The 21,383-nt window shown below is 58.4% G+C and carries 22 protein-coding genes and 2 pseudogenes; 12 read left to right on the top strand and 12 right to left on the bottom strand.

All coding sequences use genetic code 11. The annotated features are described in order from the left end of the window. Positions 1-144 precede the first annotated feature (144 nt). Positions 145-1,458 carry an acyltransferase family protein gene (locus PY650_RS21210; protein ID WP_285881519.1) on the top strand — a complete coding sequence of 438 codons (1,314 nt, stop codon included), beginning with the start codon at positions 145-147 and terminating at the stop codon, positions 1,456-1,458. 79 nt (positions 1,459-1,537) lie between these two features. On the opposite strand, the gene PY650_RS21205 is transcribed toward PY650_RS21210, so the two are convergent. Beyond that, a complete protein-coding gene (locus PY650_RS21205) occupies positions 1,538-2,023 on the bottom strand; it encodes a hypothetical protein (RefSeq protein WP_285881518.1) in 486 nt (161 codons plus the stop codon). Positions 2,024-2,535: 512 nt separating this feature from the next. Between PY650_RS21205 and PY650_RS21200 the strand changes: the two genes are divergently transcribed. The 3 genes from PY650_RS21200 (at position 2,536) to PY650_RS21190 (ending at position 3,935) form a co-directional block, all read left to right on the top strand. Next, positions 2,536-3,075, top strand: a complete 540-nt coding sequence (locus PY650_RS21200; RefSeq protein WP_285881517.1) for a DUF1269 domain-containing protein — start codon at positions 2,536-2,538, stop codon at positions 3,073-3,075. Positions 3,076-3,182: 107 nt separating this feature from the next. After that, positions 3,183-3,443, top strand: coding sequence for a YMGG-like glycine zipper-containing protein (locus PY650_RS21195; RefSeq protein WP_285881516.1), 261 nt, complete (start codon positions 3,183-3,185; stop codon positions 3,441-3,443). A 102-nt stretch (positions 3,444-3,545) separates the two neighbouring features. Continuing rightward, positions 3,546-3,935 (top strand): DoxX family protein, encoded by a 390-nt coding sequence (locus tag PY650_RS21190; RefSeq protein ID WP_285881515.1) that lies wholly within the window; start codon positions 3,546-3,548, stop codon positions 3,933-3,935. A gap of 352 nt (positions 3,936-4,287) precedes the next feature. On the opposite strand, the pseudogene PY650_RS37450 reads toward PY650_RS21190, so the two are convergent. After that, a pseudogene (locus PY650_RS37450) lies at positions 4,288-4,428 on the bottom strand (IS6 family transposase); the annotation flags it as partial. Between the two features lie 162 nt (positions 4,429-4,590). On the opposite strand from PY650_RS37450, the pseudogene PY650_RS21180 reads away from it, so the two are divergent. Beyond that, positions 4,591-4,782, top strand: a pseudogene (locus PY650_RS21180) (nucleotidyltransferase family protein); the annotation flags it as partial. 142 nt (positions 4,783-4,924) lie between these two features. On the opposite strand, the gene PY650_RS21175 reads toward PY650_RS21180, so the two are convergent. The 6 genes from PY650_RS21175 to PY650_RS21150 all read right to left on the bottom strand — a co-directional run bounded on the left by PY650_RS21175 (position 4,925) and on the right by PY650_RS21150 (position 11,397). Next, positions 4,925-5,671, bottom strand: coding sequence for a ribonuclease activity regulator RraA (locus PY650_RS21175; RefSeq protein ID WP_285881513.1), 747 nt, complete (start codon positions 5,669-5,671; stop codon positions 4,925-4,927). Positions 5,672-5,692: 21 nt separating this feature from the next. Further along, positions 5,693-6,856 (bottom strand): mandelate racemase/muconate lactonizing enzyme family protein, encoded by a 1,164-nt coding sequence (locus tag PY650_RS21170; protein WP_285881512.1) that lies wholly within the window; start codon positions 6,854-6,856, stop codon positions 5,693-5,695. Positions 6,857-6,889: 33 nt separating this feature from the next. After that, on the bottom strand, positions 6,890-7,987 hold the full coding sequence (locus tag PY650_RS21165; protein ID WP_285881511.1) for an ABC transporter ATP-binding protein: 1,098 nt from the start codon (positions 7,985-7,987) through the stop codon (positions 6,890-6,892). An 11-nt stretch (positions 7,988-7,998) separates the two neighbouring features. Next, a complete protein-coding gene (locus PY650_RS21160; RefSeq protein ID WP_285881510.1) occupies positions 7,999-8,889 on the bottom strand; it encodes a carbohydrate ABC transporter permease in 891 nt (296 codons plus the stop codon). Continuing rightward, positions 8,886-9,845, bottom strand: coding sequence for a carbohydrate ABC transporter permease (locus PY650_RS21155; protein WP_285881509.1), 960 nt, complete (start codon positions 9,843-9,845; stop codon positions 8,886-8,888). Before PY650_RS21155 ends, PY650_RS21160 begins: the two co-directional genes overlap by 4 nt. A gap of 73 nt (positions 9,846-9,918) precedes the next feature. Continuing rightward, positions 9,919-11,397 carry an ABC transporter substrate-binding protein gene (locus tag PY650_RS21150; protein WP_285881508.1) on the bottom strand — a complete coding sequence of 493 codons (1,479 nt, stop codon included), beginning with the start codon at positions 11,395-11,397 and terminating at the stop codon, positions 9,919-9,921. Positions 11,398-11,605: 208 nt separating this feature from the next. On the opposite strand from PY650_RS21150, the gene PY650_RS21145 reads away from it, so the two are divergent. From PY650_RS21145 to PY650_RS21120, 6 genes are all read left to right on the top strand, one after another. Next, positions 11,606-12,316 carry a GntR family transcriptional regulator gene (locus tag PY650_RS21145; RefSeq protein ID WP_285881507.1) on the top strand — a complete coding sequence of 237 codons (711 nt, stop codon included), beginning with the start codon at positions 11,606-11,608 and terminating at the stop codon, positions 12,314-12,316. Positions 12,317-12,370: 54 nt separating this feature from the next. Then, positions 12,371-13,537 (top strand): mandelate racemase/muconate lactonizing enzyme family protein, encoded by a 1,167-nt coding sequence (locus PY650_RS21140; RefSeq protein ID WP_285881506.1) that lies wholly within the window; start codon positions 12,371-12,373, stop codon positions 13,535-13,537. 68 nt (positions 13,538-13,605) lie between these two features. After that, entirely contained in the window at positions 13,606-14,967 is a 1,362-nt protein-coding gene (locus tag PY650_RS21135) for a mandelate racemase/muconate lactonizing enzyme family protein (protein ID WP_285881505.1), read from the top strand. Between the two features lie 17 nt (positions 14,968-14,984). Continuing rightward, positions 14,985-16,184 (top strand): mandelate racemase/muconate lactonizing enzyme family protein, encoded by a 1,200-nt coding sequence (locus tag PY650_RS21130; RefSeq protein WP_285881504.1) that lies wholly within the window; start codon positions 14,985-14,987, stop codon positions 16,182-16,184. Between the two features lie 318 nt (positions 16,185-16,502). Then, positions 16,503-16,757, top strand: a complete 255-nt coding sequence (locus tag PY650_RS21125; RefSeq protein ID WP_285881503.1) for a type II toxin-antitoxin system Phd/YefM family antitoxin — start codon at positions 16,503-16,505, stop codon at positions 16,755-16,757. Then, positions 16,757-17,182 carry a type II toxin-antitoxin system VapC family toxin gene (locus PY650_RS21120; protein WP_285881502.1) on the top strand — a complete coding sequence of 142 codons (426 nt, stop codon included), beginning with the start codon at positions 16,757-16,759 and terminating at the stop codon, positions 17,180-17,182. Before PY650_RS21125 ends, PY650_RS21120 begins: the two co-directional genes overlap by 1 nt. 144 nt (positions 17,183-17,326) lie before the next feature. Here PY650_RS21120 and PY650_RS21115 read toward each other — a convergent pair whose 3' ends face one another. From PY650_RS21115 to PY650_RS21105, 3 genes are all read right to left on the bottom strand, one after another. Continuing rightward, complete coding sequence (locus tag PY650_RS21115; protein WP_285881501.1) at positions 17,327-17,779, bottom strand: hypothetical protein; 453 nt, start codon at positions 17,777-17,779, stop codon at positions 17,327-17,329. A gap of 345 nt (positions 17,780-18,124) precedes the next feature. After that, the gene (locus PY650_RS21110) at positions 18,125-18,550 is read right to left on the bottom strand and encodes a type II toxin-antitoxin system VapC family toxin (protein WP_285881500.1); all 426 of its coding nucleotides are present in this window, start codon (positions 18,548-18,550) and stop codon (positions 18,125-18,127) included. Further along, complete coding sequence (locus PY650_RS21105) at positions 18,550-18,792, bottom strand: type II toxin-antitoxin system Phd/YefM family antitoxin (protein WP_285881499.1); 243 nt, start codon at positions 18,790-18,792, stop codon at positions 18,550-18,552. The genes PY650_RS21110 and PY650_RS21105 overlap by 1 nt, the downstream gene beginning before the upstream one ends. A 69-nt stretch (positions 18,793-18,861) precedes the next feature. Here PY650_RS21105 and PY650_RS21100 point away from each other — a divergent pair, with 69 nt between their 5' ends. Further along, on the top strand, positions 18,862-19,011 hold the full coding sequence (locus PY650_RS21100) for a hypothetical protein (RefSeq protein ID WP_285881498.1): 150 nt from the start codon (positions 18,862-18,864) through the stop codon (positions 19,009-19,011). A 301-nt stretch (positions 19,012-19,312) separates the two neighbouring features. On the opposite strand, the gene PY650_RS21095 is transcribed toward PY650_RS21100, so the two are convergent. Beyond that, positions 19,313-21,094, bottom strand: coding sequence for a methyl-accepting chemotaxis protein (locus PY650_RS21095; RefSeq protein WP_285881497.1), 1,782 nt, complete (start codon positions 21,092-21,094; stop codon positions 19,313-19,315). Positions 21,095-21,383: the final 289 nt, after the last annotated feature.

Raw genomic sequence — 21,383 nt, 5'->3', positions numbered from 1 at the left:
TAGCGTGACTGCGAGGCTGAGTACTCGTTCTGAAGCGGCCGCAGGCACGCTGAAGCGGACGGCACAGCGCGGCGATTGGTCAGCGTTAACGCATTCCATCTTCTATCGACTTTATAGTCAGAACGGCCTTGGAGAACGATCATCATGGCTTCCCGCGTTGCCGAATTCGCTGACCGCACGCCAGCCTCCCGAAACCGCTATGTCGACTTCCTTCGGGCTATTTCGATGCTGGTCGTCGTCGTGGGTCACTGGCTTGCGGCGGCACCCTACATCGACGAGACGGGGGCGCTGGTCGCTGCCCAGACATTGACGATCCTTCCCTGGACGAATTGGCTTACATGGATGCTGCAGGTGATGCCGATCTTCTTCATGGTCGGCGGCTATGCGAACTGCGTCAGTTGGCGAGCCGCCCGTCGAGATGGCAAGTCGTACGCCGCCTGGCTCGAAGGTCGATTGCGTCGTCTTCTATGGCCGATCCTCCCGCTGCTTGCGGTCTGGGTGGCGATCGTCGCCATAGAATACAGTCGCGGCATACGCCCCGAGCTGATTAGCTACGGCTCTCGAGTGGCATTTATTCCGGTCTGGTTTCTCGCGGTGTATGTCGGGATTGTGCTGCTCGTCCCGCTCACGGAGGCTGCCTGGGCCCGATTTGGCCTGGGATCGTTCTGCGCCCTGACCGCCGCCGCATCGGTTGTCGATATCATCTACTTCGCTGCCGGCTTACACTGGCTCGGCTTCGTCAACTACCTGTTCGTCTGGGGTGCGATCACCATACTGGGCTACGCGTGGTGCGACGAGCGGTTTTCCGATCGCCGGACGCTGCTTGCCGCCGCCGCCTTGGGATTGGCCGCCCTGTTGGCGCTTGTCCGCTTTGGCCCCTATCCCGTCTCGATGATCGGCGTACCCGGCGACCCCATCAGCACCACGACGCCGCCGAAAATCACACTGATTGCGCTCGCAATTTTCCAGGGAGGGCTACTGCTGGCTGCACAGGCCCCGGCTCGCCGCTGGCTGGACGGCCGCGTGGTCTGGATGACAACCATAGCCATCAACGGCAGCATCATGACGCTATTCATGTGGCACCTGACGGCCACCACGCTTGTGGTTTTCGCTGCCTATCTTGCCGACGGCTTTGGTCTGCGGCTTGCGCCGGGAAGCAGCGCGTGGTGGTGGTCCCGCCTGCCTTGGCTCGCGGCGAACGCGATCGCCCTCATTCCTTTCGTCGTCGCCTTCGGTCGCTTCGAGCGACCGCGCGCAACCACGGAAGGCAGGGAGGGGCCCGCGTGGCGCTATGTGCTCGGAGCGCTAACAACTGGCCTCGGCCTCGCTCTGCTGGCGGAACAAGGGGTCGGCGGATATGGGAGATTTGGGCTGAACATATGGGGCATCGTGCTTGCCCTCATTGGCATCGGCCTTGTCGCAAGCAGGACCAGCGCCTCGCGCACCGCAGCCCGCTGAAAGCGCCATTTTGATTCTGTCGCCATTCGTTGGCACCACGGTAGCCCAGCCAGAAACCAAGTTCCTCGTATCGAAAGCATTACCTTGCAAGGCGATCAAACAGTGCGCGAAATGTCAGCGTATGATCGAAACGGCCGTCGCGAATGAAATTGAGCGCCTGCGCGATGACCAGAGGATTGTTCATCATGAAGGTGTGGCTGGTGTGAAGAACGATATAATCGGCCATGCCTTCCAGCTTGGTGCTTTCCACTGACACCTTTCCGTCGTTTGGGCCGGTGAACGCTGCTGAAAGCACTGGATTGATAGGCCTGTCTCCGGCGATAATGCCAAGCTCGAAGTCGGCAATGCCGAGTTTATTGGGAATGCTGTCGGTTCCTGTACCAAGTTGTCGTCCCGCCCGCCCGGCAAGAAACTCAAACAGTGCAAGATCCCCATAAGTATTCACCAGCTCCGAGCCGCGATCAGGAGGTGCAAGCATAACGACCCGGCCCAGATTTTTCGGCTGGCTGTTACGGGACTGGCATCTGCGCCCATCAATGCACTTGCCAACTTCTACATCATGCAAGCCTTCCCAAAGGCCAAGCTCGGACGCCGAGCAAAGGCGGATTCCAACCGAGTGGACGCATTAGGCCGCCAGGGAATTACTCCCCAGGCGCAGGCCGAGCAATCGCGGGCGACCCTGAAAGCTGGCGAGGCGGGGGTGAAACGTGCCGAGGCCGCTATAGCCATCGCTCAACAGACGCGAAACGCGCTGGCGCGAGAGAAGTTCGCGTGTGCGATGCAGGACGCGCGACGCCTGTTGAGCCACCGACTTGATTGGAGCTTAGCGAACAGCCGCTCGTGTCACTGCTTCGCAGATCGCGGCGGCATCCGCTGATCGTTTTTTTGACGCATGACGTAGGGCTTCACGTACGAGGCAGATATCATTCGGGCTCACGGCCAAGGCCGCGGATCTCAGGGCCGATGCCACGGATTTCTCATGGTAGCGTCACAAAGTGCAACGAAAGGTAGTCCACACCTCTGGACGTGGTGAAGACTGGCTCTATTTCGATATGCGGTAGATCAAGGAGGGAACTTATGTCTGAACTCATAGTGCTTGGTTTCGATAAACCTGACGAAGCAGATGCGATACTCAGCCGCTTGTTGACGCTCGAAAAGGAGTACCTGATAGACCTCGAGGACGCCGTCGTTGCCATTCGCGACAGCGGCGGAAAAGTTCGCTTGAAGCAAAGCGTCAACCTTGCAGGGATGGGAGCGACCAGAGGCGGGTTGTCCGGCGCGTTGTGGGGGACTCTTGTAGGTCTCTTGTTTTTGAACCCTCTGGCGGGAATGGTTGTTGGCGGAGCGTTCGGAGCTGGTTCTGGTGCTATCGCCGGATCGCTCACAGACTACGGTATCGACGACAAACTAATCCAGAACCTGGCTGAGACTATCCCAGCCGGCAGTTCAGCTCTCTTCTTGCTTGTACGCAAAGTGCAGCCAGAGAAGGTCCTCGAAGAATTCAAAAACAAGCGTGCGCGTATTCTGAGAACCTCACTCTCTCCTGATCAGGAAATGAGACTCCGCGAGGCGCTTTCACCTGTGACAACGGAAGCCGCATCGGCAGCTCCCTCATGATTGTCGGATGGTAGCCGCGTACTCTGCGCCTTGAGACGATATTGATCCTCTAACGACCCGGCTAGGTCCTCACGATCTTGTTGGCGTAAACCTGGAAGGAAAAAGCGATGCGTCGTGTCTCGACTTTGTTGCTTCTTAGCGGGGCAATCATTGCAGGCTGTACCCCAACACAGCAAGGCGCCGGGATCGGTGCCGCCACAGGCGCTGTGGTTGGCGGCGCGGTGACAAATAACGTGCGTGGCGCCGCTGTCGGGGCGGCAATCGGCGGTGCTGCAGGCGCGGTGATTGGCAATGTCGCGGGGCAACCCGGACAGTGTTATTATCGGGACCGGTATGGTCGACGTTTCGTTGCGGCTTGCCCTCGATAAACTGCGGATGCCGCCGCGCGCTGTAGTGGTCATCATCGCAGTCATGCGTAACTCGAACTATGTTCGTCTGGGACTTTTGGCTGGGCGCTCAGGAAATTGCCTATGGCGCAGCAACTCACATCGCTTCGGCCTTATGCACTTGCGGCTCTTCGCATAGCACTGGGGCTTGTTGTCTTCTCGTTTGGAGCCGCAAAAGTACTGCATTTCCATCCTGGTCCGTTCACACCGCCAACCGGCTCGCTGATTTGGTCTGCGGGATTGATTGAGCTTGTTGCTGGATTTCTTTTTCTTATCGGCTATCAGACGAGAATCGCGGCTTTCATTCTGAGCGGCGAAATGGCCGCGGCGTACTTCACCGCCCACCTCCCTCAAAGCTTCTTCCCCACAGAAAACGGTGGGTACGCGGCTGCCGTATATTGCTTTGTATTTCTGTACTTTGTCACGGCGGGTGCCGGCCCATTTAGTGTCGATGCAAAGCTGGGAAAAGATTAGGAATTGGATACATGCATTATGGCAAGGCATTCAAATCGAGGCAATTGTCCTTTTGCACTTAAATGTAAGAATGCGGCCGTTCCTTCCTCGGCTAGCATTTAATTTGAGATTCCGTGGGCTGGGAGTCTCAGATTAAGTGCAACTGCGAAGACGTTCGCGACTGGCGGCCGTAGTCCACCATCTCTTCTATAGCGTTGCCTAAGCGGGCCTTATTCTCACCCATCAGATGGCCACGCAGCATAGAAAGCATCTCCGGCCCGGCTCGCTGGACGATGGCCACACCGGCTAAAAGAGCTGGCCGCAAGTGCAGCTGTAAAACGCCAAGCATTTCAACCGTAGGCCCGACTTCCTGCCATTTGTCTGCAAAGTTGCCGCGTGATCGCCGCCGGAGTTGATAAGCGAACTTGAGGCCAAATTTCACCACCCATTCCGACAATGTCTGAAACGACACTTCAATCCCACGTTCGGCAAGCAGGTCTTCAATGCCGCCAAGATCGAAGGCGCTGGAGGCTCGCAGGCCAATTATTGGTACGAGGTGTACTAAAAATGCGAAGTTAGTATAAAGAATAGGCGCCGTGTTTCTGCGAAAATGGATTACGCAGCATAATCAATAGTGTGCTAAAAAAACGAAAATCAGTATAGCGAGGGGCCCCGAATGAAGCAGATCGATCTCATGTATCGCACCATGACTGCAGAACTCGGTCAACGGTTGCTGGACGCTAGGTTCTCCGCCGACTTCCCGGTGGAGGGTCGCTTCGTGGGTGTCAACAACAAGGGGCGGAAATACTGGTATTTCGACCAGCCGACAGAAGGTGAGGGGCATAGGCAGCAACGTCGGTATGTCGGTTGACATTGGGCGAGCCTCTGCGGTTGGATCCCGGCCACCAGATTGAAAGCAGGCGCCGACGGCGACATTCGACCAAGTGCTTTTTGTGTAGACGCCGGCCATACCCCAGAAAGTTCCCCGCCCGCGTCGGGTAACCCCTCGGCTAAATTGTTCCCAAGCGGTTTGCTTTGCGCCACTCTTCGTATTCTCGGCGGGCATCGTCATGCAGCGGATAGTAACGCTGCAACGACCCGCCCCCCATAAGCTTCATTCGCGAGAACTCCTCCCAATCGTGATGCTTTTGCGATTCTTCGATTACCTTCGAGGCCATAGCGACTGGAAGCACCACCACCCCGTCATCGTCGGCGACGATGATGTCTCCAGGGACTACCGTGACACCGCCGCAAGCGATCGGAACGTTGACGGCGTTGGGATAGATGCCAGTTTGTACGTGATAGTTGGGCGTCCAGCCGCGCAACCATAAAGGTAGATCCAGCTTTTCAACATTGGGCCGATCGCGCATGCAGCCATCGATCACGATGCCAGCGCCGCCTCTGCCTTTGAAATACGTCGACATCATATCGCCGAAGACGCCCGAGCTCATGTCGCCGCGCGCGTCGACCACAACCACATCGCCCTCCTGGACGTGATAAAGCACGTGGCGGTGCAACTGCGTCTCGGGATTTGCATATTCTCCCTCGGTGAAGAGGTCCGGGCGCTGCGGCATGAATTGAAGCGTCAGGGCCGGCCCGACGATCGACTTCCCGCGATTTTGCGGCACGGGACCGACCATGTGCGGATTGCGGAAGCCCATGTGGCCAAGCGTGCCGGAAACTGTCGCGGCACCAATTTCTTTCAGTGCGTCGATCAGCTCTTTGGGCGGTCGTGGAATGTCGGGCGTATGCGTCATTTTAGGCTCCCGTGGATGAAACTACCAATTTGTGACAGAACCGTCGCGGCGCTTCAGGTGAGGCGCTTCCCAGAAACGAAAGCTCTCCGCCTTGACCGCCTCTTCGTTGACCTCGACGCCGAGCCCCGGCAGATCGCTGACTGGATAGTCGGGGCCGTCCAGCCGTGGTTGCACGGGGAAAAAGTCGGAATTATCGAATCCGAGTTTTGCTTCGGGCGCCCTGGTCTCGAGCCAAGCGAAATTCGGTACCGCGGCGGCGAGATGAATGGTCGCGGCCGTGCAGAGTGGGCCGAGGGGATTGTGCGGCATCAGGTCCACATAGTGCGCCTCGCTCCAACCAGCGACCTTCATCGCTTCGGTGAGCCCGCCAACATTGCAAACATCGAGCCGGTTGAACTGGTGGATGCCACGCTCAATGTAGGGCAGGAATTGCCACTTGCTGGCAAATTCCTCGCCGATGGCGAACGGGATGTCGGTCATCGTGCGCAGAGATTCGTAGGCCCCGGGTGTCTCGTCTCGGATCGGCTCCTCGAGGAAATCAAGCACGCCTCGGCCAAGCTTGTTGCAGAAGCTCGCCGCCTCTGCCACCGACAGCCGATGATGATAGTCGATGCCGAGGACGACGTTGTCGCCGAGCGCCTCGCGCGCTTTGTTTAGCATAATCGCAGTAGCGCCGATCGACTCCCGCGGCTCAAAGATGTCCTTGTTGTTTTGCCCGACGGGGAAGAAGCGGATCGTCTGCCACCCTTGTGCGCGTAATTCGCGGGCTCGTTCGATGGCAACATCGCCCTCGGCCTCGTCGCCAGTCGAGGCGAAGGTAGGAATGCGGTCGCGCTGCTTGCCGCCCAGCAGTTCGTAGGCCGGCACCCCCAGCACCTTGCCCTTGATGTCGTGAAGGGCGATGTCGATGGCGGAAACTGCCGCCTGCAGAACCCGCCCGCCTTCGAAATATTGGCTGCGATAAACTTCTTGCCAGATCCGACCAATCTGCATCGGATCGCGGCCGATGAGAAACTCGCGATAGTGCTCGATCGCGCCGGCCACGGCCTTCTCGCGACCGCTCAAGCCGCTCTCGCCCCAGCCGAAGATGCCGGCGTCGGTCTCGACCTTGACCAGCATCTGGTTGCGCGTTCCCACCCATACCGGATAGGGCTTGATCGCCGTGATTTTGAGCCTCGTAGTCATCCACGCCCTCGCTTCATTCGCTTCCGCTTGGTCTCAACTGGCCTTAAGGGCCATTTCTGTTTCGCCGTCGAACAGATGCATCCGCTCCTGATCGAATTCGAGCCAAATCTGTTCGTCGGGCGCAACGGCAATGGTCGGCGGGACGCTGATATTGACAATGGCGCCGGACAGAAGCGCCTGTACGAAGGTGACGTCTCCGGTCGGCTCCACCGTGTAGGCCTTTGCAGGGACGCTTCCAGGCATCGCGCTCTTATGCAGCTTGATCGTCGAGTGACGTGCGCCGAGCACGACTTTCTTGGTTTTTGCAGTCGCGACCTTGCGCGTGTTGATTGGCGAGAGCTCGAGGCGCCACCCTTCCGCGCTGTTCAACACAGTGTTGCCGCTTGCCGTTGACGCCTCCAGCGGAACAAGGCTCATCGCCGGGCTGCCGACGAAGCTGGCGACGAACATGTTCACTGGATGGGCAAAGACCTGCGCCGGTGAATCGTATTGTTGCAGGTACCCGCCGTTCATCACCGCCATCCTGTCGGCCATGGTCACCGCTTCGAGCTGGTCGTGCGTAACGTAGATGATCGTCGCCTTGAGGTCCTGGTGGAAACGCTTGATCTCCGACCGCATCTGCACGCGCAGCTTTGCGTCGAGGTTGGAGAGTGGTTCATCCATCAGAAACACCGCCGGATCGCGAACGAGGGCACGGCCCAGCGCCACGCGCTGCTGTTGCCCGCCCGAAAGTTCGCGTGGCTTGCGCTCGAGCAGCTGCGTCATGTCGAGCACGCGGGCGGCTTCTCTGACCTTCTTGTCGATCTCGTCTCTTGGCAGTTTGCGCATCTGCAGGGGGAACGCCAGATTTTTGTAGACCGATTTCTGCGGATAGAGCGCATAGTTCTGGAACACCATTGCGATGTCCCGGTCCTTCGGGTCGAGGTCGTTGACCACCTGGTCGCCGATGACGATGTCGCCGGATGTGATTGGGATGAGCCCCGCCACGAGATTGAGTGTGGTTGTCTTGCCGCAGCCTGACGGGCCGACGAGCGCAACGAATTCACCGTCGTTGACCGTCAGCGAAACGTTGTTGACAGCTTTGAAGCTGCCATAGGTCTTGACCAGATTTTTGAGGACCACGTGGGCCACCGGCAACTCCCCTAGTGCTTGACTGCGCCTTCCGTGAGGGCGCGTACGAAGTATCGTTGCAGGACCAGGAACAGGACCACGACGGGCACGCTCATCATGAAGCTGGCCGCCATCAGGCCCGGAAAGTCCGTTGTATTTTCCGAGAAGAAGCGCTGGATGCCGACCGGCAGTGTCAACTGCTCGTTCTTGGAGAGGAAGGTGTAGGCGTATATGTACTCGTTCCACGCGCCAATGAAGGAATAGATCGCAGTGGCGATGATTCCTGGCGCCGAGAGCGGCATCACAATCAGGACAAAGGCCTGGAACCGTGTTGCCCCGTCGATGCGCGCCGCCTGTTCGAGTTGCACCGGGATGTTGTCGAAGAAGCCCTTGAGCAGCCAGATTGCCAGGGGCAGGCCGAATGTGAGGTAGGTGAGGATGAGCGACCCATGGGTGTTCACCAGCCCGATCGCGCGCATCAGGATGAAGAGCGGCACGAGAAAGATCACTGCCGGGAACATGTTCCGAAGCAAGACGGCGAAGAACAGAAAGTTCCGGCCCGGGAAGGTGAAGCGCGAAAACGCGTAGGCCGCAGGAACTGCCACGATCACCGAAAGGATGGTCGTGGCGGTGGAGACGAAAAGGCTATTCCAGAAGAAGCGCAGGAAGTCCTGGCCGACGCTGTTTTGCGGATCGAGCAGCTTCTGGTAGCTGGCGAGGGTGGGTTGGTCCGGCCACCATTGCGGCGGGAATTGCATGGCCGCGAAGCCAGACTTGATCGAGGTGATCAGCATCCAGACCATCGGCAATGCGGTATAAAGCAGCATGAACACAAGGAAGATGCGTCCGCCCCATCGCCATCCATCGATGCGCATGTGGCGACGCGCCTGGCCTCGATGAGCCGTCCCGGCAACCGTGCTCATTCGCTCCCGTCCTTCTGCTCGTTGCCGCTCAGCGCTCGGACGTAGAAGTAGCCGAGCGACATCAGGATCAGAAACAGTAGCACCGAATAGGCCGCTGCCACCCCCCAGCGCTGGCGGCCGAAGGCGAGCTCATAAATATGGGTGATCCAGATGTGCGATGCATTCGACGGTCCGCCGCCGGTCATGATCCAGGGGATGATGAAAGAATTGAAGTTGGCCACTGCCAGCAGAAGGATCGTCACCGTCGAGACGTTTCTTAGGTGCGGAAAGGTGACGTGCCAGAACCGCTGCCATGCATTGGCTCCATCGACTTTTGCGGCACGTAGCAACTGGTCGGGAACCGTCTGCAGGCCAGCCGTCATCATGATCATGGCAAACGGAAACTCTCGCCAGATATTGACGACAATCAGCGAGGGCAGCACTGTGCTGACGCTGTCGATGAAATTCGGCGGCCGCTCGGTAAATCCGAGGCCGACCAGCACCGCGCCAATGATTCCGAAGTCCGAATGATAGATCCACTTCCAGATATAGGACGCGGCGACTGCGCTGATGACCCAGGGAATGATCAGGACGGCGCGCAGGATGCCACGGCCGAAAAAGTCACGATGGAGCGCCAGGGCGCAGGCAAACCCCAGGACAAATGACATGAAAGTGGAACCCAGCGTCCAGATAAGAGTGTTCGAGGTGACCGTCCAGAATACCGGGCTTGTGAGGATGGCGATGTAGTTGTCGAAGCCGACGAAAATCTTGTCCCGGAGCTGCAAGCCGGGTGGTGTGTTGAAGAAGGACAGCTCGATCGTGTAGTAGATAGGATAGGCTATGACGATGAGCATCACGGCGATCGCAGGAAGCACGTAGGCGTAGTCAGCGCGATGCTGCCATATCTTTCGCAGCACTCCGGACCTATCGGGTTGCAGTCTTCGGCGAGCCTCGGCCTTGCCAGTCAAGATCGTCACTATACCCTGCCCTTATTCTTCGGAAGAAACCGGCTGCAATCGAGGAGCAGCCGGTCAGATCGTCAGGCTTGGACTAGAGCCCGCCGTTCATCAGGTCTTTGACCTTCTTGGCTGCGTCGTCCGCTGCTTGGTCGACGGTCATGGCTCCGGTTAGGGCATTCTGCAGCATGTCCGGGACGATGATGTTCATGATCTCGGGGGACTGTGGCAGTGCCGGGAACGGGATACCGTATGGCAGCATCGAGGTCGTGACATCAAGGAACTTGATGTGGTCCAGGCGTTCCTTCATCCATTTGGTCTTGAAGCCGTTAAGGTTTCCGGGGTTCGAGCCGGCATAGGCCATCTTCAGCGACCATTCGGGGCTCGTCCACATGCAGATGATAGCCTTGGCCGCCGGCTCGTCTACCTTGCCGCCCTCGACATATTCGGGCTTCACGATGTGAATATTGGAGCCACCAAACACGACGGCACGCTTACCATCGGGGCCAGTCGGAATGAGACCGTAGCGCATGTTGTCGATGACGGTCTGGGCTTTGACTTTGTCGGTATCCGTCGCCTTTTTCTGCAAGTCGAGCATGACGTCATAGTCGGATGGGTGCGAGATCATCATGCCGAGCTGGCCGGCGAGGAAGAGCGGCTGGTTGTCGGCTTGCTGGTTGGTTAGCGCTGAAACCGGAACCGACTTGTCGCGAACATACATATCATAGGAGGCCTGCAATGCCGCCTTGCTCTGCGGGCTATTGAGCTCGACTTCCTTATAGGCCGGGTTGGCGGTAGCTTCATCGAAGACGCCACCGCCATAGGCCCATAGCTGCGGCATGAAGCGGTAGGGCGTATTGCCGGCATTTTTGCGAGCCACGAGGCCGTAGCCGGCGATGCCGAGCTTGTCGTGGATCTGCTTGGAATATTTGACGACGTCGTCCCAGGTTGCCGGAGCCTTGTCCGGATCGAGACCCGCACGTTTGAAGATGTCAGCGTTCCAGATGAACGCCATCGTCTCGTTGTTGGTTGGAATGCCGTAGGTCACCCCTTGCCAGGTTACAGCCTTCATGGCGCCGGGCCAGAAATCCTCGGTCGAATATCCCACGTCCTCGGGTTTGAGCGGCTGTAAGTAGCCCTTCGAGGCGAACTCGGTGCCGCCCAGGATTTGCAGGCGGATCGCCATGGGTGCTGCATTGCCAAGGAGCGCAGTCCGGAACTTGTCCAGTAGGTCGTTATAGGTGAGGGCTTGTTCCTCGAGCTGGATGTTTGGATAGGTTTTGCGGAAGGTCGCGAAGAAGTCCTTGTAGTACTGGCGCAGAAGGTCGGGGTCGCCCTCGAACACACCCTGATACCAGAATGTCAGTCGCCCCTTGTAGTCGAGCGGGGTGACCTTGGCGCAATCGGCCGCCGTGTCAAAATCCTGCGTGCCGGCAATGGAGCGCACATATTGCGGCGACCACTTGCTCAAGTCGACCGGCGCACCCAGTGCAGACACGGACATCAACGATGCCATCAAAGCAGTGGATACAGTACCGCGCATGACCGCACTGCCGAGTGAAATACTCGTCATAAGTATCCTCCCAGGTTTCTCCCATGCCGCTCTACGTCGAGGCGAGCGGTCTTTGCTCCCTGGCCGCGGGGCTTTCCATCTAATGTATCCCTTCGACCTGATCATACGTTTTCAGATTGAAGATTGTCTGTCAATCAAAGAAATCGTACATTGTTTGCGGAAGATTGACGTGATATTCGAGAAATGTGTGTATTGATTGGGGACAGTCTTGGCCGAAACAAGCGATTTTAGAGCGCAGCCGCCCGAAGGGATCGACGCAATCGGGGCCTCCAGCGAGGGCGCCTCGATCTATCAGCTGATCAGGGAAGACATCATCGAAGGGCGGCTCGCTGCCAATGAGCGGCTTGTGGTCACCGATCTCGCCCGGCGCCATGGCACCTCGACCAACCCCGTGCGCGAGGCTCTACAACTGTTGCGCGGGGAGGGCTTTGTTACCTTTGTTCCCAACCGCGGAGCGCGCGTGCGGCCCATAGATCAGGATTTTGTTCGGGACATCTACGAGATAGGGGTCCTGATCGAGCCGGCACTGACGCGATGGTTCGTGAATATGGCCACCGTCGAGGACATTGCTGAGCTTGAACGCATCCAAGGGCTGATTGAAGAAAACAACTTCGCCGACACGTTCAAGCACAGCGAGCTGGACACCGCCTTTCACACCGTGATGTACCAAAAGCACTACAACCGCCATGCCGCCGAGCTTTGGTGGAAGCACCGCGAAGTGCTTCGAGCCGTCAGTCGACGTTTCAATTTCACGCTCGCCCGGCGTGCCGCGATCCTTAGTGAGCATCGCGAGCTCATCGCGCACGTGAAAGCGGGAAATGCGAACGAGGCAGCCGAACTCATTGCGCGCCATGTCGAGGGCTCCGGCCGGCATATCCTCGAACACATGCGTGCGCGTAACGCCGCTCGGGCAGGATAAAATACATAGCCTGGAATATCGTTATCGCGACCACTTCAGATAAAGGCAGTTGAGATGAAAATCACCAGCGTTCGGCCGTGGCTAATCAGATCCGATGCTTCTTATTGGGGAGAGTATCTGTTCGTCGAAGTGACGACCGATGAGGGGGTGAGCGGCTGGGGAGAAATCACCACTACGACAAGGCTCGCCAATCGCGCCCTGTGCACGATCCTGCGGCAGGTCGGTGCCGCTTTGACAGGCGAAGACCCGGCACGTATCGAATATCTGTGGCACAAGATATTCCGCAGCTTCACCTACATGGGCAGTCGCGGCGCCGCAGTCGAATGCGTCAGCGCCATCGACATTGCCCTTTGGGACATCCGAGGCAAAGTTCTTGGTAAGCCGATTTACGAGCTGTTGGGCGGACCGGTACGCGATGAAATCGCGCTTTACACGCATCCCAACCAGGCAAAGTTTACCAGCAAAGAGGCTGTAGTCCGCGAAATTCGAGATATCGTCGAGTCCGGCCACACTGCGCTCAAGTTCGATCCTTTCCCCCACCAGGGCCACACCGCCGATGGACTGCCTCGCGAACAGCGGGACGGCTACCTCGATGGCAGCATGACCCGAAAGGATGAGCGCGAAGCCGCCGAACTCACGGCTCTGATCCGCGAAACGGCGGGTTCTGATGTCGACATCCTCATCGATGCGCATGGCCGATTCGACGTTCCCACCGCCATTCGCCTTTGTCGGAGCCTCGAGGAAGCTGGTCAGATTGACTGGTTCGAGGAGCCCTGTCCTCCTGAGAGCCTCAACGCTCTCAAACAGGTCCGTGAGAAGGTCAGCGCCGCTATCTCGTGGGGCGAACGCGGCCACACGAAGTGGGATTTCGTGCCGGTGCTCGAAAACAAGCTCGCGGACTACATCATGCCGGACGTCACCTGGACCGGCGGCATTACCGAACTCAAGAAGATTTCTGCCCTATGCGAAGCCTATTACATCCCGGTCTCACCGCATGACGCCGCAGGGCCGATCAACGTTGTTGCGGGAGCGCAGGTGATGATGACCGTCCCTAATTTCTACAAACTTGAAACGTCGGAGTGGAACCTGGGCAAATACGATCACCTCATCGACAGCCCTCTTAATGTTTCGAACGGCAGCCTCAAGCTCACACCCAAGCCTGGTCTCGGCGTTGAAATGAACCGCGACTACCTTCAAAACCACGAGATAGAGCTGGACTAGCTAGCAACGCTCTTTGCCACCACAGCGTGCGCTGCGACGAACCCCGCCGACCAAAACGAGGACAAATTATGCTAGAGGCAGATGGAACCGATGAAGCGCTCAATCGGGTGAACACGCATTCCAAGCCGTCCGACCTTCGCATCACCGACATGCGGGTGGCCGAAATTGTCGGCGCGCCGTTCACCTCGGTGCTGCTTAAGATTTACACCAACCAGGGCATCGTCGGGCTTGGTGAGGTGCGCGACGGTGCTAGCGCCACCTACGCGCTGATGCTGAAGAGCCGGTTGCTTGGCGAGAACCCTTGCAACATCGATCGACTGTTTCGCCGGATCAAGCAGTTTGGGGGGCACGGCCGGCAAGGCGGCGGCGTATCGGCGGTTGAAATCGCGTTGTGGGATCTTGCCGGCAAGGCCTATGGCGTCCCGATCTACCAGATGCTCGGCGGCCGCTTTCGGGAGAAAGTGCGCGTCTACTGCGATACCGACGCCACGGTGCCGAGCGGTACAGAGACCGGTAAGCGCCTTTTGCAGCGCATGGAGCTCGGATTCACCTTCCTCAAGATGGATTTGGGATTGATGCAGATCGCGGATGTGCCCGGCGCGGTCGTGTTTCCCGCGGGCTCACTGGAGGGATACCGCAAGGGTCCCACTCGCGGGCCGCTGAAGACCATTGAAGAACGGCGTGTCCGCAACGCTGCCTACGATTTGCATAACGTCCAGCACCCGTTTACTGGCCTGCACTTTTCCGACAAGGGCCTCGACATGCTTGAGCAGTACATCGCCGAGGTTCGTGAGATCATCGGCATGGATGTGCCGCTTGCGATCGACCATATCGGCCATATCTCCATGCAGAATGGCATTCGCCTTGCCAGGCGAATTGAAAAATACGTGCCAGCTTGGCTCGAGGACGTGATCCCATGGCAGTTTACCGAGCAATACCGACAGCTGCAGAACTCAACCACGGTGCCGATCTGCACCGGCGAGGACATTTACCTCAAGGAGGGCTTCGAGCCTCTCATCAACAGTGGCGGCGTCTCCGTCATCCACCCGGACCTGCTTACCAGTGGGGGCATCCTTGAGACCAAGAAGATCGGCGACATGGCGCAGGACCGGGGTGTCGCCATGGCCATCCACATGGCAGAAAGTCCAATCGCCGCAATGGCTGCGGCACATGTAGCGACCGCGACCGAAAATTTCATGGTACTCGAATACCATTCCGCCGATGTTGACTGGTGGGACGATATCGTCACGGGCCTTCCCAAGCCGCTGGTGAAGAACGGCTTCATCACTGTTCCGGACAAGCCGGGACTGGGGATTGACGACGTCGTCGACGAGGTGATCTTGCAGCATCTGCAGCCGGGTGTCACCGGCATTTGGCGGCCTACGGATCACTGGGACGATGAGTATTCTTGGGATCGCACCTGGAGCTGAGGCGAAAAGGAACAAAGATGAAGATCACCGATCTGCGCTGCGCCGTTATCGGCAAACACCCGATCGTGCGCGTCGTTACGGACGAGGGCCTCTATGGCTTGGGCGAAGTCGAATTCACCAAGTCCTACCTGAAGCCCTGGGTACTGCATTTCCGCGAGGCGCTGATCGGCGAGGACCCGACTGACGTCGAAAGAGTAATGCTGAAGATCCGCCAACGCGGCTCTTTCAAGCCCTACGGCGCGGCGGTGAGCGCTATTGAGCATGCGCTGTGGGATATTGCTGGCAAGGCCGCAGGCGTGCCCGTCTATAAACTGCTCGGCGGCAAGGTGCGGGACAAGGTGCGCGTCTACAACGGCTCGATTCGCCAGAAACGCACGGGCGACCGGCCGGAGGACTACGCAGCCGACGTCAAATGGATGATGGAGCAGCCGCAGAACTTCTTCATGGTCAAGCAAGGAATCTCGTTCCACTCCAACATGAAGGACACCATTGAGGACTTCCACTACGGCCTGACGCAGAAGAAAGCCGGCTATCACGGAGCCATGGATCAGGGCGTGATCAGCGAGCGCGGTTTCAATCACATGCTCGACTGCGTGATCGCGATGAAGGAAGTGCTGGGCGACAAAGTCAGCCTGGCGCTCGACTGCGGCCCGGGCTGGATGCTTCCCGATGCGATCAAGTTTGCTCGCGCGGTCGAGAAGTACAATTTGATGTGGCTCGAGGACATGCTGACTGGCGACTACGTGCCGTGGGTCAATCCGCAGGCCTATCGGGAACTGACAACTTCCACCTCGACACCAATCCACACTGGTGAGCAGATCTATCTGCGGCACAATTTCAAGGAACTGATTGAAACGCAGGCGGTCCGCATCATCGGCCCCGATCCAGCCGATGTTGGCGGCATTGCCGAGCTCAAATGGGTCGCTGAGCACGCCTACATGCACTCGATCCTGATGGCACCGCACGGCACCGCTAACGGCCTGCTGGGCCTTGGCGCCTTGATCAACGTTTGCGCCACGTTGCCGGCAAATTACATCGCGTTCGAATATCCGAGCGCCTCCGACCCCTGGTGGGCGGATCTGGTAATCGGCTTGCCACCGCAGATCGTGAAGGACAGCATGGTGGACCTACTGGAAGCGCCGGGGCTGGGCCTCGATATCGACGCTGAGGGGGCGAGGAAATATCTCAGGGAAGAGGATGCGGGCTTTTTCGACTGAAGCTCCCTCGACCGTTGGCGGGTGAACACCACGCAAAGAGGGCCGGAACAGCGCTCCATTCGGCCCATTGGATGCGCGCTATCGCCGACCACGCGAATCGCAGAATGATGCCGACCACCCCCCGATCGTGAGCGTCGATCTCAAGCCCGGCCTCTCTGGAGGGCGCCCGCAGCCGCCGCACATGTGCATGTATCGAATAGGATATTGCGCCCCGCTTGCGGTGCCGTTGATGGGTGTCACGTAGCGACGACGCATCTTGCAATTCCATTTCACAGGTATAAAATGTGGTTACGTAACCACGACGGCTGGGCGCTTTTCATGACTATCACCACACTTTCAGGTCGGGAACTCAACCAGGACCTTGGCCGCGCAAAGCGCGCCGCTAAGGATGGGCCGGTGATCATCACCGACAGGGGGCGACCTGCGCATGTCCTCTTGTCGTTCGACGAGTACAAGCGGCTTACCGGAAAGATGCTGACGCTTGGTGACATGCTCGCCGCGCCGGGGTCGGAAGAGATCGACTTGCCGCTTCCACTGCGCACGGAACATGCCCAGCCAGTCGACCTGTCCTGATGTTGTTGCTCGATACCAACGTCGTATCCGAGCTGCGCAAAGTTGCGAGCGGCAAAGCACATCCCAATGTAGTCGTCTGGAACGAAACCGTCGACCCGGCCCAAACCTTCATTTCGTCTGTCGTCCTGCATGAACTGGAGATTGGCGTTCGGCTGGTGGAGCACAATGATGCAGCCGCCGGGAAAATGCTTCGCAACTGGCTGGAAAATGCCGTTCTCACCACGTTTTCCGGCCGAATTCTGCCGCTGGACGAGGCGACGGCAATTCAGGCGGCCCGATGGCATGTGCCCAATCCCAAACCGACCAATGACGCCTATATTGCGGCGACAGCGTTCACCCGTCGTCTGACGTTGGTCACGCACAATATTAAGGATTTCGAGGGCATGGGAGTGGCGCTATTGAATCCTTGGGATCTCCCGGTATAGCTTTTTAGCTATTCCACATGAGAAGGAGGGTCGAGGGGGCCATCTGCGAAGTTCGCGAATGGTAGAGCAGTGGCCCAAAATCCCCAACCCTGAAGGCGAAAGGCGATGATATTCAGGGAGTGAGGGGTAGTATCGTGATAGCTCCTAGGACTTCTCGTTGCGGGCCTCCTTCGGGAATTGGCGATGGAAGAGTGACGATATTTTCATTGCCTCTCTATAAATGAAACGCCTGTGTCCTCGGAGACCATTCTCGACCCGCTTGTGGCGCACACGCCAGTCGCCGGCGTCCGTCCTGGTGAGCCGATCCGTCACCATGGCGTAGGAGATCAGCTTGGGCAGATGCTCGTCATGTTCCATGATCTCCATAGACGCGGACTTGAGTTTGCTCGCCTCGCTCGATGGAGCGATGCGGATAAGCAGGATGCAGTAGGTCACGACAATGCCGCCGCCCGGTCCGGCGTCGATCACATGGTTGCAGTTGTGCCGAACGCCATGGGCGATGGGCTCGCAGGCCTTCGGGAATGCCGCCAACTCCTCCTTGCCCGGCACTTCGGCCAAGGGGACGATGGACGATCGCATCGTCCGAAAACGCGGCAAGCAGTTCCTCCGAGCCAATCCGGATGATGATCGAGCCAGCGCACCACCGCGTCGACGAGCGAAGCCTGGAAATTGAAGGCCGGCTTGTAGCCTGGAATCCAGTCCTCACCGAGCCCCTTGAGCACGGCGCTGATGTTCTGATGCTTGTATTCGATCGAGCCACGCGGCCGATCGATCACCGCCTGTAGGAGACGGTTATGCTCAGCCTTGCTGTAAGACTGCCCGGCGATGTCGTCCGCGAGCATCGCGAAATAATCCCGCTACGATCGCGTCGCTCTGCTCATCGGATCAGTCACCGGCCATGGGGGTTCCCGAGCGGGCCGGCCAAAACGGAAGAAGCCCGGATCATGCAAACAATTGTGCCGGCACACCGAGCGCCGGTCCGGCATCGGCAAGCCGTTGGACCAATGTATGCACTGTGGCGCCATGCTCCGACGCGACTGCAAGATGCAGGGCGTCACCGGCGCGAAGCCCCAAGGTGTGCTGATCGGCAAACCTCGCCGCCACCCGAAACTGCCCACCCATTACGAGCAGCACGCTGAAGCTCTCGGCAACAAGCTTGTTAAACATAGCGAGCGCTGCCGCGCGCTGCTCGAGGGTGATCTGTCCGGTCCGCAGCTTGATCGCCATGGCCGACGACACCTCGGTGACGGTCCAGTCGCTGATCAGGAGCTGCGCTGGGTCCTGCTCTGCCAGCCATGCCTGAACGCGCGGCGTCATCGCTTCGTTGGAGAGCGCCGCGACGATCAGCGACGTGTCGAGATAGAGCATCAGTAGCGATCGCCATCCCGCATCGAGCGCACGAGATCGGCGGCACTCTGGGACTGCGGTGGCATCGCTGCCGTCAGCGATTGGAGCAGCGCGGCATCGATTGGCTTGCGGGGCCTGGCCACGGCGGTGAGCCGTGCGACCGGCTTGCCGCGGCGGGTGATGTCGATCGAATCGCCCGCTTCGACCCGGTCGACCAGTTCGCTCTGGTGGGCTTTGGCGTCCGCCAGTTTGATCGCATCCATGTCACGCTCCTGACCATATAGATGGTCATATAGCGTGTTCGACTTAAGAATTCCCGCGGAGATTTGTCGATGCGGCACGTTCTCACCCGGCAGCAGCTTTACGACATGATCTGGGAACGCGCCGTATCCAAAATGGCAAGCTCGAACAGCAGCGGGTGGAATATCTCGATCGCAAGCTCGCGCAGGCGGAGGAGCGAGATCGGCTACGGACGTTTCTGACGACGCTTCCCGCTGACTAATTCTCCGAGGAAGCATCCGCCTTTCGAGCCTTTATTGGATTGGCCCGGCAACGGCTGGAAAAGATGGACACCCAGTTGCAACTTGCGGCGATTGCCGCTGAGGTCGCCGGCATGGAAGCCTTCGCGACGGACGAAGCCGTGAACAGCTCGGAAGAATGATCTGACCGGTGCGTAGTGTCAGAAACTCGCATATATTTCTGACACTATCATGCAGCCCGAACAGTAGAGTGGCTATCGTTTCGAGTGCGGTCGGGACTTTGGTTCGGTTATGAAAATGACTCTCAGCTGTTACTAGCAACGGCCGCATTGCCGTGGAAGGCTGCAGCCACCTTCGACACAGCGCTCCGCGCCGGCGATATGACCGGCTTTGAGGCGGCGGTGGCGACAGCCGGCCGAGTTTCGGGTCGCGCCACGCCGCTTCCGACATTAAACTGACCCAACAACTGGAACAGCGCATCAGTTTCTTTTGCAAGGCTGTGAGCAGCTGCGGTCGATTCTTCGACCATGGCCGCGTTCTGCTGTGTGCCCTGATCCATTGTGTTGACCGCCTGATTGATCTCCTTGATCCCCGTTGCCTGCTCCTTGGAGGCTTCGACGATAGCTTCGACGTTGTTGTTGACCTGTTGGACCTGCGACACGATGGTTGTAAGCGCGGTGCCCGTTTCACCAACCAGAGCTACACCATTTTTCACGTGCGCGTTTGAATCGGTGATCAGGCCCTTGATTTCCTTGGCGGCTTTGGCGGAGCGCTGGGCAAGTTCACGCACCTCCTGGGCTACGACAGCGAAGCCCTTTCCGGCATCGCCAGCCCGCGCTGCCTCGACACCGGCATTGAGGGCCAAGAGATTGGTCTGGAAGGCAATCTCGTCGATGACGCCAATGATATTGGAGATTTCCGAGGAGGAGCTTTCGATCTTGCCCATGGCCTCGATGGCGCTACGAACGACCGCGCCGGAATGCTCGGCGTTCTCGCGTGTCTTGCGGACAAGCTCGCCTGCCTCTTCGGCGCGGCGGCTCGAATCGGCCACGGTGGTCGTGATCTCTTCAAGGGCCGCGGCTGTCTCTTCCACTGAGGCGGCCTGCTGCTCAGTTCGCCGAGATAAATCGTCGGAGGCCGACCGGATCTGCTGCGAACCAGCGGCGATTGCGCCGGCATTCTCAGCCACCGCCTGCATGGCCGTGCGCAACTTCTCTATTGCGGCGTTGAAATCGGTGCGGAGGCGTTCCAGCGTAGGAATGAATGGGGTGCTCAAGTTCTGCGTCAGGTCGCCATTCGAAAGCTGCATCAACGCGGCCGCGAGCTGATCGACGTTATTCACCCGAGCGGTAACGTCGGTTGCGAATTTGACGATCTTGAAGACCTTGCCGTTCATGTCGAATATGGGATTGTAAGAGGCTTGGATATAGACCCTCTTCCCACCCTTGCCGATGCGCAGGAATTCTTCTGCTATGAATTCGCCACCCGAGAGCCGTTGCCAGAAACGGCGATAGTCTTCACTCTTGGTATAGGCACTGTCGCAGAACATCGAATGATGGCGGCCGAGGATTTCCGAAAGCTGATAGCCTAGCACTGAGAGGAAATTTCGATTGGCGTTCAGGACCTCGCCGCTCGGTGTAAATTCAATCACAGCCTGGGCACGAGACAGCGCGTCGAGCTTGCCGGCGTCCTCGGCACTTTTCAGCTTTTGCGCCGTAATGTCGGTCGCGAACTTGACGACCTTGTAGGGTTTTCCGCCTCGAAGGACTGGATTGTAGGAGGCCTCGATCCAGACCTCCTTGCCACCCTTTCCGATGCGCCTGTACTGGCGCTGGTCAAACTCACCGCGATTGAGACTGGCCCAGAACTCACGATAGTCGGCGGACGAGGCCTCCGCCGGATCAACGAACAAACGGTGATGTTGGCCGATGATTTCCGAAGCGTCGTAGCCAAGGGCACGGCAGAAATTGGTATTGGCCGTCAAAACTTTGCCTGACATGTCGAACTCAATAATGGCTTGCGACTTACTCATCGCGGCCAGTACAGCTTTTGCGTCCGACCCAAAGCTTAATGCTATTCCCCTCATCGTTTCCTCCCGTAGGATTACATTCAAGAGCTGTAGTCGCTCTCGCTATTGCAACACGCGCGTCGGCATGCGGCCACCGCAGCAATCAGCAGCGAATAGCCGGTTCATCGGCACGGTTTGTAGGACGACATCTGTAGCAGTAATGCTTGGCTATCAATGCGGAGATACCCGCGTCGCGAAGGCCGCCGCCATCATGGCAGCTGGGACGAAATTGCGCGTCGCCTCGCTGTCCCAAAATTGGGACGCAATGGTTTCAATTCCGTGAAGGAAACAAGAACTACTTGATTTT

The organism is Martinezella calliandrae, from assembly GCF_030272695.1.
Lineage (GTDB): Bacteria > Pseudomonadota > Alphaproteobacteria > Rhizobiales > Rhizobiaceae > Rhizobium > Rhizobium calliandrae.
The sequence above is the reverse complement of the archived record's forward strand: the minus strand, read 5'-3'. Positions and strand labels throughout refer to the sequence as shown.

Coding starts and splice junctions, on each gene's coding strand:
- PY650_RS21210 (WP_285881519.1), top strand. CDS start 145: ATGGCTTCCCGCGTTGCCGAATTCGCTGACCGCACGCCAGCCTCCCGA.
- PY650_RS21200 (WP_285881517.1), top strand. CDS start 2,536: ATGTCTGAACTCATAGTGCTTGGTTTCGATAAACCTGACGAAGCAGAT.
- PY650_RS21195 (WP_285881516.1), top strand. CDS start 3,183: ATGCGTCGTGTCTCGACTTTGTTGCTTCTTAGCGGGGCAATCATTGCA.
- PY650_RS21190 (WP_285881515.1), top strand. CDS start 3,546: ATGGCGCAGCAACTCACATCGCTTCGGCCTTATGCACTTGCGGCTCTT.
- PY650_RS21175 (WP_285881513.1), bottom strand. CDS start 5,671: ATGACGCATACGCCCGACATTCCACGACCGCCCAAAGAGCTGATCGAC.
- PY650_RS21170 (WP_285881512.1), bottom strand. CDS start 6,856: ATGACTACGAGGCTCAAAATCACGGCGATCAAGCCCTATCCGGTATGG.
- PY650_RS21160 (WP_285881510.1), bottom strand. CDS start 8,889: ATGAGCACGGTTGCCGGGACGGCTCATCGAGGCCAGGCGCGTCGCCAC.
- PY650_RS21150 (WP_285881508.1), bottom strand. CDS start 11,397: ATGACGAGTATTTCACTCGGCAGTGCGGTCATGCGCGGTACTGTATCC.
- PY650_RS21140 (WP_285881506.1), top strand. CDS start 12,371: ATGAAAATCACCAGCGTTCGGCCGTGGCTAATCAGATCCGATGCTTCT.
- PY650_RS21135 (WP_285881505.1), top strand. CDS start 13,606: ATGCTAGAGGCAGATGGAACCGATGAAGCGCTCAATCGGGTGAACACG.
- PY650_RS21130 (WP_285881504.1), top strand. CDS start 14,985: ATGAAGATCACCGATCTGCGCTGCGCCGTTATCGGCAAACACCCGATC.
- PY650_RS21125 (WP_285881503.1), top strand. CDS start 16,503: ATGACTATCACCACACTTTCAGGTCGGGAACTCAACCAGGACCTTGGC.
- PY650_RS21120 (WP_285881502.1), top strand. CDS start 16,757: ATGTTGTTGCTCGATACCAACGTCGTATCCGAGCTGCGCAAAGTTGCG.
- PY650_RS21110 (WP_285881500.1), bottom strand. CDS start 18,550: ATGCTCTATCTCGACACGTCGCTGATCGTCGCGGCGCTCTCCAACGAA.
- PY650_RS21105 (WP_285881499.1), bottom strand. CDS start 18,792: ATGGATGCGATCAAACTGGCGGACGCCAAAGCCCACCAGAGCGAACTG.
- PY650_RS21100 (WP_285881498.1), top strand. CDS start 18,862: ATGCGGCACGTTCTCACCCGGCAGCAGCTTTACGACATGATCTGGGAA.
- PY650_RS21095 (WP_285881497.1), bottom strand. CDS start 21,094: ATGAGGGGAATAGCATTAAGCTTTGGGTCGGACGCAAAAGCTGTACTG.